15 protein-coding genes are annotated in these 16,377 nt (G+C 61.7%); 11 read left to right on the top strand and 4 right to left on the bottom strand.

Going from position 1 to position 16,377, the window contains the following annotated elements:
• Positions 1–442: 442 nt before the first annotated feature.
• Complete coding sequence (locus AC0L2B_RS22210; RefSeq protein ID WP_027154148.1) at positions 443–1,117, top strand: alpha/beta hydrolase; 675 nt, start codon at positions 443–445, stop codon at positions 1,115–1,117.
• A 205-nt stretch (positions 1,118–1,322) separates the two neighbouring features.
• Positions 1,323–2,576 (top strand): tyrosine--tRNA ligase, encoded by a 1,254-nt coding sequence (tyrS, locus tag AC0L2B_RS22205; protein ID WP_473746821.1) that lies wholly within the window; start codon positions 1,323–1,325, stop codon positions 2,574–2,576.
• A 303-nt stretch (positions 2,577–2,879) separates the two neighbouring features.
• Here tyrS and groL read toward each other — a convergent pair whose 3' ends face one another.
• The 4 genes from groL to AC0L2B_RS22185 form a co-directional block, all read right to left on the bottom strand.
• On the bottom strand, positions 2,880–4,523 hold the full coding sequence (groL, locus tag AC0L2B_RS22200) for a chaperonin GroEL (RefSeq protein ID WP_473746820.1): 1,644 nt from the start codon (positions 4,521–4,523) through the stop codon (positions 2,880–2,882).
• A 55-nt stretch (positions 4,524–4,578) separates the two neighbouring features.
• The gene (gene hemA / locus AC0L2B_RS22195; RefSeq protein ID WP_473746950.1) at positions 4,579–5,835 is read right to left on the bottom strand and encodes a 5-aminolevulinate synthase; all 1,257 of its coding nucleotides are present in this window, start codon (positions 5,833–5,835) and stop codon (positions 4,579–4,581) included.
• Positions 5,836–6,008: 173 nt separating this feature from the next.
• Positions 6,009–6,251: a hypothetical protein gene (locus AC0L2B_RS22190; protein WP_027154144.1), complete on the bottom strand. Its 243-nt coding sequence runs from the start codon at positions 6,249–6,251 to the stop codon at positions 6,009–6,011.
• An 80-nt stretch (positions 6,252–6,331) separates the two neighbouring features.
• Entirely contained in the window at positions 6,332–6,937 is a 606-nt protein-coding gene (locus AC0L2B_RS22185; protein ID WP_473534560.1) for an SCO family protein, read from the bottom strand.
• A gap of 194 nt (positions 6,938–7,131) precedes the next feature.
• Here AC0L2B_RS22185 and AC0L2B_RS22180 point away from each other — a divergent pair, with 194 nt between their 5' ends.
• The 9 genes from AC0L2B_RS22180 (at position 7,132) to AC0L2B_RS22140 (ending at position 16,372) form a co-directional block, all read left to right on the top strand.
• Positions 7,132–7,830, top strand: a complete 699-nt coding sequence (locus AC0L2B_RS22180; protein WP_413468442.1) for a carboxypeptidase regulatory-like domain-containing protein — start codon at positions 7,132–7,134, stop codon at positions 7,828–7,830.
• 90 nt (positions 7,831–7,920) lie between these two features.
• On the top strand, positions 7,921–9,066 hold the full coding sequence (locus tag AC0L2B_RS22175; protein WP_473746819.1) for a metallophosphoesterase family protein: 1,146 nt from the start codon (positions 7,921–7,923) through the stop codon (positions 9,064–9,066).
• 12 nt (positions 9,067–9,078) lie between these two features.
• Positions 9,079–9,543 carry a c-type cytochrome gene (locus AC0L2B_RS22170; RefSeq protein WP_128168433.1) on the top strand — a complete coding sequence of 155 codons (465 nt, stop codon included), beginning with the start codon at positions 9,079–9,081 and terminating at the stop codon, positions 9,541–9,543.
• Positions 9,544–9,674: 131 nt separating this feature from the next.
• Entirely contained in the window at positions 9,675–11,117 is a 1,443-nt protein-coding gene (locus tag AC0L2B_RS22165) for a cbb3-type cytochrome c oxidase subunit I (RefSeq protein ID WP_473746949.1), read from the top strand.
• The gene (locus tag AC0L2B_RS22160) at positions 11,114–12,778 is read left to right on the top strand and encodes a cbb3-type cytochrome c oxidase subunit II (protein WP_473746818.1); all 1,665 of its coding nucleotides are present in this window, start codon (positions 11,114–11,116) and stop codon (positions 12,776–12,778) included. Before AC0L2B_RS22165 ends, AC0L2B_RS22160 begins: the two co-directional genes overlap by 4 nt.
• 151 nt (positions 12,779–12,929) lie before the next feature.
• The gene (locus AC0L2B_RS22155; protein WP_014766281.1) at positions 12,930–13,154 is read left to right on the top strand and encodes a hypothetical protein; all 225 of its coding nucleotides are present in this window, start codon (positions 12,930–12,932) and stop codon (positions 13,152–13,154) included.
• Between the two features lie 153 nt (positions 13,155–13,307).
• Positions 13,308–13,430, top strand: a complete 123-nt coding sequence (locus AC0L2B_RS22150) for a hypothetical protein (RefSeq protein ID WP_023798301.1) — start codon at positions 13,308–13,310, stop codon at positions 13,428–13,430.
• 30 nt (positions 13,431–13,460) lie between these two features.
• Positions 13,461–14,189, top strand: coding sequence for a sulfite exporter TauE/SafE family protein (locus AC0L2B_RS22145; protein ID WP_473746817.1), 729 nt, complete (start codon positions 13,461–13,463; stop codon positions 14,187–14,189).
• A 56-nt stretch (positions 14,190–14,245) separates the two neighbouring features.
• On the top strand, positions 14,246–16,372 hold the full coding sequence (locus tag AC0L2B_RS22140; RefSeq protein ID WP_473746948.1) for a heavy metal translocating P-type ATPase: 2,127 nt from the start codon (positions 14,246–14,248) through the stop codon (positions 16,370–16,372).
• The last annotated feature ends 5 nt before the right edge of the window (positions 16,373–16,377 follow it).

The following is a 16,377-nucleotide window of genomic DNA, read 5'->3' as shown; positions in this document are numbered from 1 at the left end:
ACCCACCCCACCCCAAAACCAATCATTAAAATAATCTTAAAATATCACCAACCCCCCCCCCCCCCCCCGCCCCCGCCCCGCGCGGGGCCCCCCCCCCCCCCCCCCCCCCCCCCCCCCCCCCCCCCGCGCCGCGGCAAGCAGCGGCGCGCTGGCATTGTAGTCGAGATAGGCGCGTCTTCCGGCCATTTTCGTTTCGATCGGTCCCTTCAAGAGCCATTCCGCGAGGATAGCGCGTTATTTCCTTGAAATTGCAAGGCAAGCCGTCCTATTTACGCGACTTGCGGCGTGGATGGCCGAACCACGACGTTTTGGCCACCCAGTTTTGAACAATTCTAAACTAGCTTCTAAGAAGACGCTCGCCCTACGTCAAGGCCTGCGGAAGACTGGGGCCAGAGGAAGAGTTGTTCCGGGCGCCGCGCATTTATGCCATGTGGAGTATTTTATGCCTGAGGTCATTTTCACCGGTCCGGCCGGCCGCCTGGAGGGTCGCTACCAGCCTTCCAAGGAAAAGAGCGCGCCGATCGCCATCATCCTGCACCCGCACCCACAGTTCGGCGGCACGATGAACAACAAGATCGTCTACGACCTCTTCTACATGTTCCAGAAGCGGGATTTCACCACGCTGCGCTTCAATTTCCGCGGCATCGGCCGCAGCCAGGGCGAATTCGACCACGGCACCGGCGAATTGTCGGATGCGGCCGCGGCACTTGACTGGGTGCAGTCGCTGCATCCGGATTCCAAGAGCTGCTGGGTCGCCGGCTATTCGTTCGGCTCGTGGATCGGCATGCAGCTTCTGATGCGCCGGCCGGAGATCGAAGGCTTCATCTCGATCGCGCCGCAGCCCAACACCTATGATTTCTCGTTCCTGGCGCCCTGCCCGTCGTCCGGCCTCATCATCCATGGCGACGCCGACAAGGTCGCGCCGCCAAAGGACGTGCAGGGGCTGGTCGACAAGCTGCACACGCAAAAGGGCATCACCATCACCCAGAAGACCTTGCCCGGCGCCAACCATTTCTTCTCCAACGATGCGGACCTCTTGCTCCAGGAATGCGCGGACTATCTCGATCGCCGTCTGGCAGGCGAGTTGTCCGACCCGCGGCCGAAACGGTTGAGATAGGCCGAACAGCGAAGATATCTCCGGCATCTCGCGTCGGGCTCTGTCGCAGGATATGGCATTCGATTCGAAGCCGTGCGGCGCCGTTACAGCGGTCAGGTGGAAAAACCGGATTCCCCTTTTGCTGACCGCGCTTGGATGCTAAACGCCCGCGTTCACGCATGCCACGCCCGATCCGCTTCGGTTGGGCGCTTTCGGGAAAGAAAAAATGTCCGCCTTCAAATCCGATTTCCTGCGCGTAATGAGCGAGCGTGGTTTCATCCACCAGATTTCGGATGATGCCGGCCTCGACCAGCTTTTCGCCAGGGAAACGGTGACCGCCTATGTCGGCTACGATGCCACCGCGACCAGCCTGCATATCGGCAATCTGATTTCCGCAACCATGCTCTACTGGCTGCAGGAGACCGGCCACCGGCCGATCGCGCTCATGGGCGGCGGCACTTCGATGATCGGCGATCCTTCCTTCCGCGACGACCAGCGCAAGCTTTTGACGCCTGAGGCCATCGCCACCAACATCGAGGGCATCAAGCGCATCTTCGGCCGCATCCTGCGTTTCGGCGACGGTCCAAACGACGCGATCATGGTCAACAATGCCGACTGGCTGATGAAGCTCAACTATGTCGAGTTCCTGCGCGATGTCGGCCGGCATTTTTCGGTCAACCGCATGCTGACCTTCGACAGCGTCAAGCTGAGACTCGAGCGCGAGCAATCGCTCTCCTTCCTCGAATTCAACTACATGATCCTGCAAGGCTATGATTTCGTCGAGCTCAGCCGGCGCTATGGCTGCCGCCTGCAGATGGGCGGATCGGACCAGTGGGGCAATATCATCAACGGCGTCGATCTCGGACACCGCATGGGCACGCCGCAGCTTTATGCCCTGACCACACCGCTGCTGACGACGTCGTCAGGCGCCAAGATGGGCAAATCGGCCAACGGCGCGGTCTGGCTGAACGGCGACCTCTACTCGCCCTATGATTTCTGGCAGTACTGGCGCAACACCGAGGACGCCGACGTCACGCGCTTCCTCAAGATTTTCACCCGCCTGCCGCTCAGCGAGATCGCGCGGCTCGCCGCGCTTGGCGGCTCCGAGATCAACGAGGCCAAGAAGGTCCTGGCCACGGAAACGACGGCCATCGTGCACGGCCGCGAGGCGGCCGAGCAAGCCGAGGAAACCGCGCGCAAGACGTTTGAAGAAGGCGCGCTGGCCGAAACGCTGCCGACCGTCGAGGTCGGCAAGGCCGATCTGGAAAGCGGCGTCGGCATATTGTCGCTGTTCGTTGCCGCCGGGCTTGCCGCGTCCAACGGCGAGGCGCGGCGACACATCCAGGGCGGCGCGGTGCGCCTCAACGACCAGTCCGTGTCCGACGATCGCCGGTTGGTGACACTTGAGGATCTAGGTCCGGAACAAGTCGTAAAGCTGTCGCTCGGCAAGAAAAAACACGTTCTGGTGCGGCCGGTCTGACCAGCGCTTGATCGATCTCGATGGAATCGGGATGGGGCTTCATTAGTCCTTTCCCGAAACCGGTTTCACATCTTGCTGCGCCGACCTTCGGTTCGGGATCACGGCCCAGGTAAAACCTAATCAGGTAGGTACTGAGAAGGGCCGAGATGGGTGAATATTGCCATTCGTCTCATCAATCGGAGCGAGCAGGTAGCGCCATAAGCCGACACCTTGGATACCGTGATCCTCGACGACTTGTCTCACCTCGATAGCGGACGAGATCATTGTTGACGGCGGCGAGCCCGGATTACGACCGCGAAGCGGTCAGAAATCCAAATCCATATCGTTTTGATGATGCTCGTGACCGGGAAGCTCCGGCGGCGGCGGGCCAGGCACTTCGGCCACCATCGCCTCCGTCATGATGAGGAGGCCTGCCACCGAGGCTGCCCCCTGGAGCGCCGTTCGCACCACCTTGGCTGGGTCGATGATGCCCTTTGACACCAGATCCGCGTACACGCCCGATTGGGCATCGTAGCCATAGGCGTTGTCGTCGTTTTCGAGGATCCCGGCGATGACGACCGAGCCTTCCAGGCCGGCATTGATCGCGATTTGCCGAGCCGGCCAGGTGATCGCCTTCCTGACGATCGCGATGCCGACCTGCTGGTCCTCGTTGCTGCCCTTGAGCTTCTTGAGCGCCCTGCCGGCGCGCAGTAAGGCGACCCCACCGCCGGGGAGAATGCCCTCTGCAACCGCGGCTCTTGTCGCGTTCATCGCGTCATCGATGCGATCCTTCTTCTCCCTGACCTCGACTTCGGTTGCACCGCCGACCCGGATAACGGCGACGCCACCGGCGAGCCTGGCCAGCCGCTCCTGGAGGTTCTCGCGGTCGAAATCGGAGGTGGTTTCAGCAAGCTCGAGCTTGATCTCGGCGATGCGGGCCTCGATGCTTTCCCGCTCGCCGGCGCCGCCGACGATCGTGGTGTTTGCCTTGTCGATCATCACCTTCTTGGTGCGCCCGAGCATATCGAGGGAAGCATGTTCGAGCTTGATGCCCAAATCCTCGGAGATCACCGTTCCGCCGGTCATCAGCGCGAGATCCTGCAGCATCGCCTTGCGGCGGTTTCCGTAGGCCGGCGCCTTCACGGCTGCAACCTTGAGAGCGCCGCGCAACTTGTTGACCACCAGCGCCGCCATCACCTCACTCTCGACATCCTCGGCGATGATGAGCAGCGGCTTGCCGGCCTGCACCACCTTCTCCAGCAGCGGCAGTATTTCGCTCAGACTGGACAGTTTCTTCTCGCTGACGAGGACATAGGCATCCTGCATCTCGACCCGCATCTTTGCGCGATTGGTGATGAAATGGGGCGAGATATAGCCGCGGTCGAACTGCATGCCCTCGACGAATTCGAGTTCGGTTTCCAGCGACGTCCCATCCTCGACAGTGATCACGCCGTCATTGCCGACCCTCTTCATGGCGTCGGCGAGGCAGCGGCCGATCTCCCTGTCGCCGTTGGCCGAGATGGTCCCGACTTGCGCAATCTCGACGTTCGAGGTGACCTTCGTGGCGTTGTTTTTGAGTTCCGCGACGACGGCTTCGACCGCGAGATCGATGCCGCGTTTCAGGTCCATGGGATTCATGCCGGCCGCCACCGCCTTGGCGCCCTCCCGGGCGATCGCATGCGCGAGCACGACGGCGGTGGTCGTGCCGTCGCCGGCCTGATGGGAGGTTTTTGTTGCTATCTCGCGCACCATCTGGGCGCCCATGTTCTCGAACTTGTTGTCGAGTTCGATTTCCCTGGCGACGGTCACGCCGTCCTTCGTGACCCTTGGCGCGCCGTGCTCCCTGCCGATCGCGACGTTGCGCCCCCGCGGGCCAAGCGTGACGCTCACCGCATTCGCCAGGATGTCAATGCCGCGCAGCATTCTGTCGCGAGCTTCGAACGAGAACATGATTTCCTTGGCAGCCATTTCCTTGATCCTTAATACCAAATCTTCGGGGAACGGCGACGCCTCATTCGGCCGCTCAGGCGAGATTGTCCCGTGGCAGCCCGAGCCGATTCCAGACATCGAACAAAGCTGCCGCGAGCCGATCAATCATGATGTCCTCATGACAGGGTGTCGGCGTGATGCGCAGCCGCTCAGTTCCCTTCGCCACAGTCGGATAATTGATCGGCTGGATATAGATGTCGTGATCGCTCAGCAGCAGGTCGCTCGCCGCTTTGCAATGCGCCGGATCGCCGACTGCCACCGGAACGATATGGGTGTCGCTCAGGATGACCGGCAGCGCAGCGGCACCCAGCGCCGCCTTGACCCGCCGGACGCGATCCTGCTGGCGCTTGCGCTCCCAGTGCGAGGTTTTCAGATGCCGGATCGCCGCTGTGGCCGCGGCGCAGATCGCCGGCGGCAACGCGGTGGTGAAGATGAAACCCGGAGCATAGGAACGAACCGCATCGATCAGCACAGCACTTCCCGTGATATAGCCGCCGAGGCAGCCGAAGGCCTTGGCGAGCGTGCCTTCGATCACATCGATCCGGCTCATAGCGCCGTGGCGCGCGGCGATGCCGGCGCCGCGAGGGCCGTACATGCCCACAGCATGGACCTCGTCGAGATAGGTCATTGCGCCGTAACGATCGGCGATTTCGCAAATGCGATTGATTGGCGCGACGTCGCCGTCCATCGAATAGAGACTTTCGAAGACGATGAGTTTTGGCCGATCCGGACCCGCTGCCTTCAACAATTCCTCGAGATGATCGACGTCGTTGTGGCGGAAGATGCTCTTCTGCGTACCGGACTGACGGATGCCTTCGATCATCGAATTGTGGTTGAGCGCATCGGACAGGATCAGACAACCGGGGATCAGCTTGGCGATGGTCGAGATGCCAGTCTGGTTCGAAACATAGCCGGACGTAAAGACCAGTGCCGCCTCCTTGCCGTGGAGATCGGCAAGCTCGCTCTCGAGCTCTAGGAGCGGATGGCTGGTGCCGGAGATATTGCGCGTCCCGCCGGCCCCCGTTCCCAGGCGGGTAGCAGTCTCCACCATGGCGGCGACCACTTTTGGGTGTTGTCCCATCCCGAGATAGTCGTTGGAGCACCAGATCACGACGTCCTTCGGTCCATGCGGGGAATGCCACACGGCATTGGGAAAGCGTCCGGCGACGCGCTCAAGGTCCGCGAACACACGGTAGCGCCGTTCCTCCTGCAGACGCGCGATCGCATCTGCAAAGAAACCGTCATAACTCGTATTGCCTGGCACCAAGATACGGCCTTGCCCATCGGCCATATCGCCCGCATCTCCGGTCATCGGAGGTCCAAATCGCCGCGGCGCAAGGACGTTCTTTACGCCGCCAGGTTTGCCGGTGTGCAACGCTGTGGGTTCCGCCATCGCTCGATTCCCCTGCTTGCATACGAATTATGTCGAAGCGCGATGCGCGCCGATCCCGCTCGCATAGTTCCTCACGACCCGCGTTCAGGAAGGTCGAAATTGAGCTGCAACATTCGCGCGATGTTTATCAGAATTGTCTCGCAGACCTTATCTTGATTAGGATCCAGATATTTGACAGTCCAGTTTGCCCCGTTCTCCTTGGTTTCGAGCCGCTGAATCACAAAATCAGTGACGTGCTCGCATCCCGGCTCCTTATGAAGATCCGCGAGGATCAATGCCTTAAGCTCCGAAGCCTCCTTTGTATGTCTTTGCATGGTCGCTCTCCTTCCGGATGACAACTTTCTATGGATCGCTCAACTGCTTAATCGTGATGTCCGTCATCCCAGGGCTGGTGTCATCGCACCAGTTCACCCAACCTAGCGGCAATGCCGCTGCTTGGTGTGTCAGAGTCTAGCCCCTCCACGAATTGCCCCTGTGGGTTCATGATGTAGATGTGGGTGCCGTGATCCATTAGGTAGTCGTCACCGCCCGCCTCGCCCCGGCGCGCCACACCATAGGCGCCATATGCCTCCGAAACCGCAGCGATCTGTTGCGGGCTGCCGGTCAGTCCCACGATGCGCGGATCGAACGCTGCGGTAAAGCTTCCCATCACCTCAGGCGTGTCGCGTTCGGGATCGACAGTGATGAAGAGCGGTTGCAGTTTTGCGGCGTCGGGTCCGAGTTCCTCAATCGCCGCGGCGATTGATGACAGCGTCGTCGGACAGATGTCCGGACAAGAAGTATAGCCGAAGAAAACCAGCAGCCATTTGCCGCGATAAGTCTCATCGGTGACCGTCGTTCCGTCCGGCGCCGTAAGCGTGAATGGGCCACCGACCGTCACAGGCGCCGTGTCGGCCCGCACGAGCGGTTGGCAGATCGACAGGGCCGCTGCGAATATTATGCAGAAGAGGGTATGCGAACCGTAGGCCCAGGGGCTGAGGAGTCCATGCCGCCGCTTCATCAAGTACCTCCGGCACTTCGAGAATGACGCACCAACCCCCGCGTGTGTTTGTGATTAACAAACTCGCCTAAACTATCTCACTTTATCATGTTTTGTTGCTGAATGGCTAGACATGGTTCTGGTTTAGCTCTATTTTTAAAAGTTGCCCCTCATCTCGCTAGAAGGAGGAGGCTTTTATGACCATTCGCGAATTGATGAGCGGGCTGGCGGCGATCGCTTTCGTTGCGATGGTGTCCGCGCCTGCGCAAGCCTACGAAGTGGGTCCGGTCACGGGAGGCGGAACGATCGAGGGTACGATCGTCTACCGCGGCGACGTGCCGACAACAAAGATCATCCCCACCAAGGATATCGAGGTGTGCGGCGATCCCCGCGAGGAGCCGCTGATCGAAGTCGGCAGCGATCAGGCCGTGCTGAACGCGGCGGTGCAGCTGGTCGACGTGGCACAGGGAAAGGCCTGGCCGGAGCCCGGAAAGCCGCCTGAGCTCAACAACCTCAAATGTCGCTTTGAGCCCGCGGTTCAGATGATACCCGCCGGTTCGCTGGAGGTGGTCAACAGCGACCCAATGCTCCACAACACCCACGGGTATTATGGCAAGCGCACCGCCTTCAACCTGGCGCTGCCCAATAAGGGCCAGCGGATACCCGTCGAACTGAAGCGGGCCGGCACTGTCCGCGTCGACTGCGACGCGCATGGCTGGATGGAAGGCTGGGTCTATGTGGTAGACAATCCCTACTACGCTGTCACCGGCGCCGACGGCAAGTTCAGCATAACCGATGTTCCGCCTGGGGACTACAAGCTCGTGGCGATCCACCCCTTCACCGGGCCGATCGAGCAGACCGTAAAGGTAGAGGAGAATAAGGCCACCAGTCTGACGATTGAACTGAAAAAATAAGAAAATGGGCGACCCACTGATTCAATAGGGTCGCGCTCCTGCGAGAAGGCCGACGCTTTAAGAAACGGTCTGCACTGAGGAGGAACCCTGATGTCTGACGAGCTTGACCGCATTCGGCGCGAAATGCATGCGGTGCTGCAGCCGCCTGGAGTACGGCCCGACGACTCGCTCCAAATCACCCGCCGCACCTTCATTCACAGATCGCTGCTGTTCGGCGCTGCTTCCGTCGGCCAGACCTTCGCGTGGTGGCCGCTGCTCAACACCATCGACGTCGCTCACGCCGCCGAAGCGCCCTTCAAGTTTGCCTGGATTTCGGACACCCATCTCTATCCGCGATCGCTGAACACGCGCTTCGTCGACAAAGTGGTGCGCGCCGTGCGAGAGGTCCAGGCCATGGATCCGCCGGCCGACTTCCTGATCTTCGGCGGCGACCTGGCCCAGCTCGGAAAGATCGAGGAACTTGAGCTTGGCGTTGAGCTCCTCAAGGATCTGAAGATCAAGAAGTATTACATCCCGGGCGAGCATGACTGGTATCTGGATATGGGCAAGAAGTGGGGCGAGTTGTTCGGCCAACCCAACTGGACCTTCGATCACAAAGGCGTGCGCTTCATCGGGCTCGATACGGTCAGCCGGGGACCGGACTACTGGACAGCGAAGAAGATGACGCCAGAGGAGCGCATGGGCCACATGGCTACCCTTGACGGCACGGTTGCCGGCGCGTGGGCCGGCGTCGGCCGCGAGCAACTCGACTGGATGCAGAAGACACTCGCCGAGTGGGATAAGTCCAAGCCGATCGTCATCTTCAGCCACAATCCGCTGTACGAGTACTACCCGCCCTGGAATTTCTGGGTGCGCGACTGGCGCGAAGTGAATGACGTGCTGAAGCCTTATACCAAAGTCACCAACATCCACGGTCACGTGCACCAGGTGCTCTACAACGAGATCGGCAGCATGCGCTCGATCGGCATGCTGGCGACCTCCTGGCCGTGGCCGTATGCGCCGGAAGGCGTGCCCAAGCTGACCAAGCCGATGATCCGTGTCGATCCTGGCGATCCCTTCGACGGGGTCGGTTGGGAAACCGTGAGCGTCAACGCCGACGACAAGGTCGATGTCGAGTACATCATGTGGGGGCGCAAGGAGGTGCTCGTCCAGTCGCCGGAGGACCACGACAAGAGCATTGAGGAGGTCATACAGCCACGCATCGCCGACAGACAGTACCCGTGGGAAAATCCATAAAAGGGGGTGGCTATGATAAACACATCGACATTCCTCTGCATTCTGAGGCGTTCCACCGTCGCCGGAGCAGTCGTCGCAGCTGCCGTCGTCATCGGCCCGGCCAGTGCCAACAAGGACCCGGTGACGCCAAAGCAGCTGAAACTCTATCAAGAGGCGTTCATGGAGGAGGTCAGGAAGGGAGACCTCCTGTTCCACGGTGATGCGGCGATGGCGGAGCAGTTGGGCGTCAAGTTGTCGACCACCGGGTGGGCCTGCGCCATGTGCCATCCAATGGCCTCCGATACCCACCCGCATGCGTTCCCCAAGTTCCAGCAGTCGATGGCCAAATTCGCGACACTGCGCGACATGATCAACTGGTGCATCGAGAAACCGAACCAGGGTGAGAAGATTGATCCCGAATCGGAGGCGATGAAGGCGCTCGAGGCGTACATCACCTGGTCGAACACCGGTTCGGTGTTGGTGCCAGGCAAGTACTAGTCTCGTCGATAGCCGGGGCTCGGCTTCACGGGAGCGCGTCCGCCATCGGGGTGACACCTCGATGGCGGGGTTGGAGCAGTCGTGCGGCCCGGGAACCGCGCGGGGAGGTCTATGCGTTGGCAGAGACTGGGATGGAGCTGCGCGGCAAGTTCGCGAATGTGGACCTGGATGCGCTGGTCGACAACCGGGTCGTGCGGACCTGGCTTTATTTCGGCATGTTCTGGCTGATGGTGACGCCATCCGTCGGCGTCCTGATATCGAGCACCTTCAACTACCCCGACTATCTCGGATCGGGGAATCTCGAGCTCACCTTCGGCCGGCTGCGCCCGGTCCACGTCAACGGTGTCATCTTCGGCGCTTTCTCGACGCTTTTCATCGGCCTTTGCTACTATCTCGTGCCGCGTCTGTCGGGGGTGCGGGTAATATGGTCGGAGTGGTCGGTTCTTCTCGCATGGGTCTGGAACGTCGCAACGCTTGCCGGTTTGGTCGGCTTGCTGTTCGGCGACAGTGACGGTTTGGAAGCCGGAGAGTTTCCGCTCTATGCGAAGGTCGCATTCTTCATCGTAGTGGCTGTTGCTACCGCGCAATTCCTGATCACGATCAGTCGAAGGCTCGAGCCGGCGATCTATGTCGCGCTGTGGTACTTGATCGCCACTTTCGTGTGGACGACGATGAACTTCGTGCTTGGAAGCTTCATCCTGCCGTACACGATCTCGGGCATCAACAGCGCCGCCTTCCATGGCCTCTATCTCCACTACATCGTCGGGCTGTGGCTAACGCCCGCGGGCTACGTGATCATTTACTATTTCCTGCCGATCAGCGCGCGAAATCCGCTCTATGCCCATAAGCTCTCGCTGGTAGGCTTCTGGTCCCTGGCATTGTTCTACCCGTTCGTCGGCATCCACCATTACCTCTACAGCCCGATCGCGGACTGGGCCGAGACCTTGGCCGTCGTCACGTCGATGCTGCTGATCATTCCGGTGTGGACGGTGCTGGTGAACTTCTTCGGCACCATGATGGGCAAGTGGCATGAGTTCGGCAGGAACTTGCCGGCGAAGTTCCTGATCATGGGCTCGCTTATGTATCTCGTCGGCTGCTTCCAGGGCTCGACCGAGGCGCTGCGGCAGCTGCAGCAGCCGACCCATTTCACCGATTTCGTCATCTCGCATTCGCATCTCACCGTGTTCGGCACCTTCGTCGTCTGGGCGATGGGGGGCCTCGTCTATACTTGGCCGCGGCTGTTCGGGCGCGAACTCTGGTCCTTCAAGCTCGGCAACTGGTCGTTCTGGCTGATCACCGTCGGCATCACGACCATGGGCCTGGTTCTCACAGCGGGCGGGCTGCAGCAGGGTTATCAATGGATGAATGGTGTCGAATGGCTCGACTCGCTCGTCTGGGTGAAGCCCTACTGGCTGGCGCGGACCCTGGCAGGCATCAGCATGGATATCGGTATGTCGCTGCTGGTGGTGAATCTGATGCTGACCGCACTGACCAGCCCGGCGGCTGAGGCGCGACGCGTCCGCGCGCCGGTGGAGGCGCCTATCCCGGCCCCGGCGGGAGGGCCCGCGCAGTGAACGTTCGCTTCTTCGCGCTGTTCGCCGGCGTCTTTTGCATCACCCTTGCGGTGATCACGCAGGGCGTGCTGCCCTTCGTGGAGCCGTCCTCGCGAACTACGCGCGTGACCTCGGTGGTGCGCACGGATTTCGGCCAGCTGAAATGGACGGTTTCAGAGGCGACGGACTACACCGAGCAGCAGCGTCGCGGCCGCAACATTTACCTGCGCGAAGGCTGCTGGTACTGCCATTCGCAATTCGTGCGGCCGGTGACCGGCGAGATCCGCCGCTGGGGGCCGGTCAGCGAGGCAGGCGAATACGCCTATGACGTGCCGCACCTGTTAGGCACACGCCGGATCGGGCCGGACCTGACGCGCGTCGGCCTGAAATACAGCGACGAATGGCACCTGGCGCATTTCTACAATCCGCGGATGCTGGTGCCGGACTCGATAATGGCGCCGTATCGAGGCCTCTTCCACGAGCCCGATGCAGCCGTCCGTATCGTTGACGACGGCGCTGGCAGTCGGACCCTGGAAAGGACAGAGGTCACCGAAGGCCTTTTCGACTTTGACAGCCAGCAAGCGATCCAGCTGACGCCGAATGCGTACGGGTTGCTGTTCGTGCCGCTGAAGGCGCGCGAAAGAAAGCCGATCATCCTGACGCCGAACGAAGAATACACAGGAGAAACCGTCAGCATCGCGGCGGAGACGGAATCGCTGGCGGCGCTCGTTTCCTACGTCCAGAAGCTCGGCACGAACCGGGGTAAATGGCGCGATCTTTTCGAGCCGCAAAGCCTGGAGGTCATGGATGCGACCATGCCGCGCTCCGAGGAATGGATTGCCTATGGCAAGGAAGTCTATGAGCGCCGCTGCATCGGTTGCCACGGTGCCAAAGGCGACGGTAACGGGCCGGCCGCCACCTTTATGTTTAACCAGCGGCCCAGGGACTTCACGTCCGCAGTCTTCAAGTTCAGGTTGACAAAGGAGCCCCTGCCCACGGACGGCGACATGCTGCGCACCATTACTCGCGGTATCCGCGGCACGGCAATGCCCCCTTGGTACGAACTGCCGCTCAACGATCGGCTGGCGGTGATCCAATACATCAAATATGAGCTAGCGGTTGACCGTTCCGATCCCGCCAGTCCTTACGCTTTCTTCGTCGAGGAACCGCCTGGCCCACCGTTGTATATCGGGCGCCCGCCGACGCCGTCCCAGACGATGCTGGACCGAGGTAAGGAGGTTTGGCAGGTGGCGAAGTGCTGGGAGTGCCACGGCCAAGGCGGCAAGGGCGACGGCGAGAAGGCTGCCGGCCTCAAGGATGATCTCGGGTTCGCCACCGTGCCGGCCGACCTCACCAGCGGCCAGTTCAAGTCTGGCCCGGCTGTCGAAGACATCTTCCGAACGATAACTACCGGCCTCAGCGGCACGCCGATGCCGTCGTATCGGGATTCTTTTCCGGACGAGGACCGGTGGGCGCTTTCTTATTTCGTGGTGGCGCTTTCCGCCTATAAAGACCCGCTCTCGCTGCAGCCGCTGTCGATCAAGAAGGAGGCCCGCGCGGCGCTGAACGATCTGGAACTGGTCGCTGACAAGCCTGAGCGAGCCTATGTGCCCGATCCGTCGGTGCCGGCGTCCGGCCCGCCAGCGCCGCCTGGCGAGGAACAGGCACCCGTCGGAGGTTAGCGCATGCTCGGTTTTGAAGTCACCGGACCCTATGTCGGCGCCATGATGATGAGCCTGGCGGCCCTGTTCTTGTTCATCTGGGGCGTCCTATCCGGCGCGTTGAGCGGCACCGACAAAGCCGCCAACGGCTTTTTTGAAAGGGAGATGGAGAATGAGCGATCTGCAGAGCAGCGATCCGGAGAGCCCGAGGCACCCGGAACTGGATGTACGTCAAAGCTCGCACCCTGAACTAGAGGACTATGCCGGCGGCCTGATACAGGCGCGTGTGGGCTTCATTCCGCTATGGCTTCTCGTCGTCTACGTGCTGCTGTTCGCCTGGGGGCTGTATTACATGTATGTTTACTGGGGCGGGCTCGGCCCCGGCCGTCTGTTCTAAGAAGACTGTCGCAAGAGCTGGTAAGGCAGGAGTGATGGAGATGTTGGTAGCCAAAATTCTCCTTGGGGTCGCCGCATTGAACCTCCTTTTCCTGGCCTTCGAGGTGGCGGTAAACGTGCTTCGTCTTTATTTCGGCTGACATAGGAGCAGCGGATGCTACAGGACACGGTTTTCAAGCTCGCTGACGCCGGCTTGCCACAGATGCTCGGCTTCCTCATCTATGGCGGCTGCACCGTCGGCTTTATCATCTTTCTTGTCTATCTTGTGCGGCAATAGCGACGCGGACGCGGCGCTGCGAAAACGCCAATGATCTATTACCTTGTGATCTTCGCCGCTGGATTTGCAGGCAGCTTTCATTGCATCGGCATGTGCGGCGGCTTTGCCTGCGCGCTGGGCCGCGATCAGCGAGGCGGAGGCGCAACCATCCTTCGCCACCTGCTCTATAATACCGGCCGATTGACAACCTATTGCTTTCTGGGCGGGCTCGCGGGTGCGATCGGTCAGGTCATCTGCACCACGCAAGGTCTAACGGCGGCGCCGCTCTTGAACGGCTCCCTCGACACCGCCCAACGAATTCTCGCGATCGTCGCTGGCCTGCTCATGATTGCCATGGCGTTGCAGTTCTTCGGCTTGCTGCAGGTCTTCCATCGTCTTGCGATCGGATTTGGCGGCAGCACATTTGCATTGTCTCTGCGCGGTCTGTTGACCGCCCGGAGCAGCGCAGCACCGCTTGCCTTTGGCGTTTTCAACGGCTTCCTGCCATGTCCCCTGGTCTATGCCTTCGCCGCCCAGGCGGCGAGCACCGCCGGAGCGCTTCCCGGGCTTCTCGTCATGGCATGGTTCGGACTGGGAACCTTCCCCGCGATGTTGATGATGGGCGGCGTTGGCCGGATACTAGGGCCAGCCTGGCGGCGGCGCGGCGTGCGGCTGGCTGGCGGCTTTATTCTTTTGCTCGGTCTCATCACGCTCGGCCGTGGTCTCCTGCCTTCCGACGCGCATATCGGCCTTGCCTGGCTGGGCGGACATCCTGCATGACTGCGCATGGCGATATCCTCTGTAGCCATTGTTCGCTGCCCGTCGGCCTGCGCCCGATGGAGCGCAGGCTCAACGGTGAGGCTTGCGCATTCTGCTGCTACGGCTGTTGCATCGCCTTTCAGGTGAAGAGCGGCAGACACGAAGAGTGGGAAGCCGCCTGGCTTCTGATCCAGCTCGGCGTGGGAGGCTTTCTCTCCATGAATATCATGATGTTCAGCCTCCTCCTCTATTCGGACGCGTTCACCGGCGTCGATGCGGGCGTGCTGCCGTGGATCCACCTTTTGCTCTGGATCTTCGCGACGCCGGCGGTGGTGATTCTCGGCGGACCCTATCTGCGCGAAATGTGGCTCAATGGTATTCAGGGACGAGTGACGTCGTCGGCACTCATCGTGCTTGGCGTCGCTGCCGCTTACCTCTATTCGGCATTTGCCGTGTTCGAGGGCAGCACGCATGTCTATTTCGACACCGCCGTGATGGTGCTGATGCTGTTCACCGTTGGCCGCTATCTCGAGGCTGTTGGCCGCGCCAGGGCGGCGCGCGACCTCGAACCTCTTCTGGCCGCAGAAGGCGAGAGCGCGACCGTGATCGATGGCGCAGCAGAGATCCGCCGTCCGGTGCGGGAGGTGTCGGCCGGCATGCTGGTGCGGGTCCGGCCAGGCGAGCGCATTCCGGTTGACGGCGTGGTTGTCGAAGGGGAATCGAACACCGATGAAGCCGTGATTACCGGAGAAAGCCGGCAAGTGACCAAGGGCGCCGGCTCCAAGGTGATTGCCGGCAGTATCAATATCGACGGCCCGCTCCTGATCCAAAGCAGCGGTGACGGAACTGCAACCCGCTGGGCGCGGATTTGCCGGTCGGTGCGCGAAGCGCTGGGCCGTCGCAGTCCAACCCAGCGTCTTGCCGATCGCGTCGTTGGCGTGTCCGTGCCGCTCGTCCTCGCCCTCGGCGGGCTGACGATCGTTTACTGGGCGCAGTCATTGCCGTTCGATCGGGCGTTGCTGATTGGCCTCTCGGTACTGGTGGTTGCCTGTCCTTGTGCCGTCGGCCTCGCTGCTCCGATGGCGACATCACTCGGCATCGGCCGGTTGGCACGGCACGGCTGCCTTGTCCGCGACCCCGGCGTGCTTGAGACCCTCGCGCGTGTCCGGTTGCTCGCCTTCGACAAGACCGGCACTCTGACGGCGGGCAAAGCGCGTCTCGTCGGCGTCGACCGCCAGGAGGTCGGCATCGACGAAGTGCTGGCGCGCGCCGCCGGTCTGGAGCGACTTTCCGAGCATGGTCTGGCGCGGGCCATCGCGGCAGCCGCCGCTCAGCGCGGCATCACGCCGCTCGTCACCCGCGATGTCCGGACGGTTCCCGGCCGTGGCGTCCGCGGCAGCGCCGAAGGCCGGCCCGTAGCGGCAGGGAACGGCAGATTGATGAATGATCTGGGCTGGCCGCTTCCCCCGTCGCTGACTGAGCGTGCGCGGTCGCTGGAGGCGAGCGGTTATTCGGTGGTCTATGTCGGTTGGGGCGAGCAGGTTCACGCCGTGCTGTCGCTCGATGATTCGCCGCTCCCCGAGGCGCATGCCGCGATCGCGGCCCTGCGTGAGCGCGGGCTCGACGCCACGCTGTTGACCGGCGACTTGGCGCAAGCGGCGGAGCGGATCGCGGCTCTGGTCGGGATCAAGGACGTCCAAGCGGGCCTTTCGCCGGAGGCCAAACGGCTGGCCCTGGATCGGCTCCGCCATGACCACGGTTCGGTGGCGATGGTCGGCGATGGACTGAATGACGGGCCGGTCCTGGCCGCCGCAGATGTCGGTATTGCCGTCGGCTCCGCCACCGATCTCGCCCGAGAGACTGCAGCGCTCGTGCTGCCTGCGGACGGATTGTGGATGCTGCCCTGGATCGTCGACGTGGCCCGTGCGGTCCGCAGGACCATCTTGACCAACCTTATGTGGGCGTTCGGCTACAACCTCGTCGCCCTGACGTTCGCAACATTCGGACTTCTGCAGCCAATCCTTGCGGCGGCGGTCATGGCCGGCTCGAGCATTCTCGTGGTGGTGAATTCGCTGCGGCTGGAGCGGCTGCCCGATCCTGTTCCAGCGCTGATCCCGGAGCAACGATCCGGCACCAAGTCGCAGCGTACCCACGATGGCGCCGGCATTTCCGCAATGGCCGGCCCGGCCGTCGAGCGGAGTTGAGTTTC

The sequence above is a fragment of the Mesorhizobium sp. WSM4815 genome (assembly GCF_055811575.1).
Note: the sequence above shows the minus strand (reverse complement) of the source record. Positions and strands in the feature narration are given on the sequence as shown.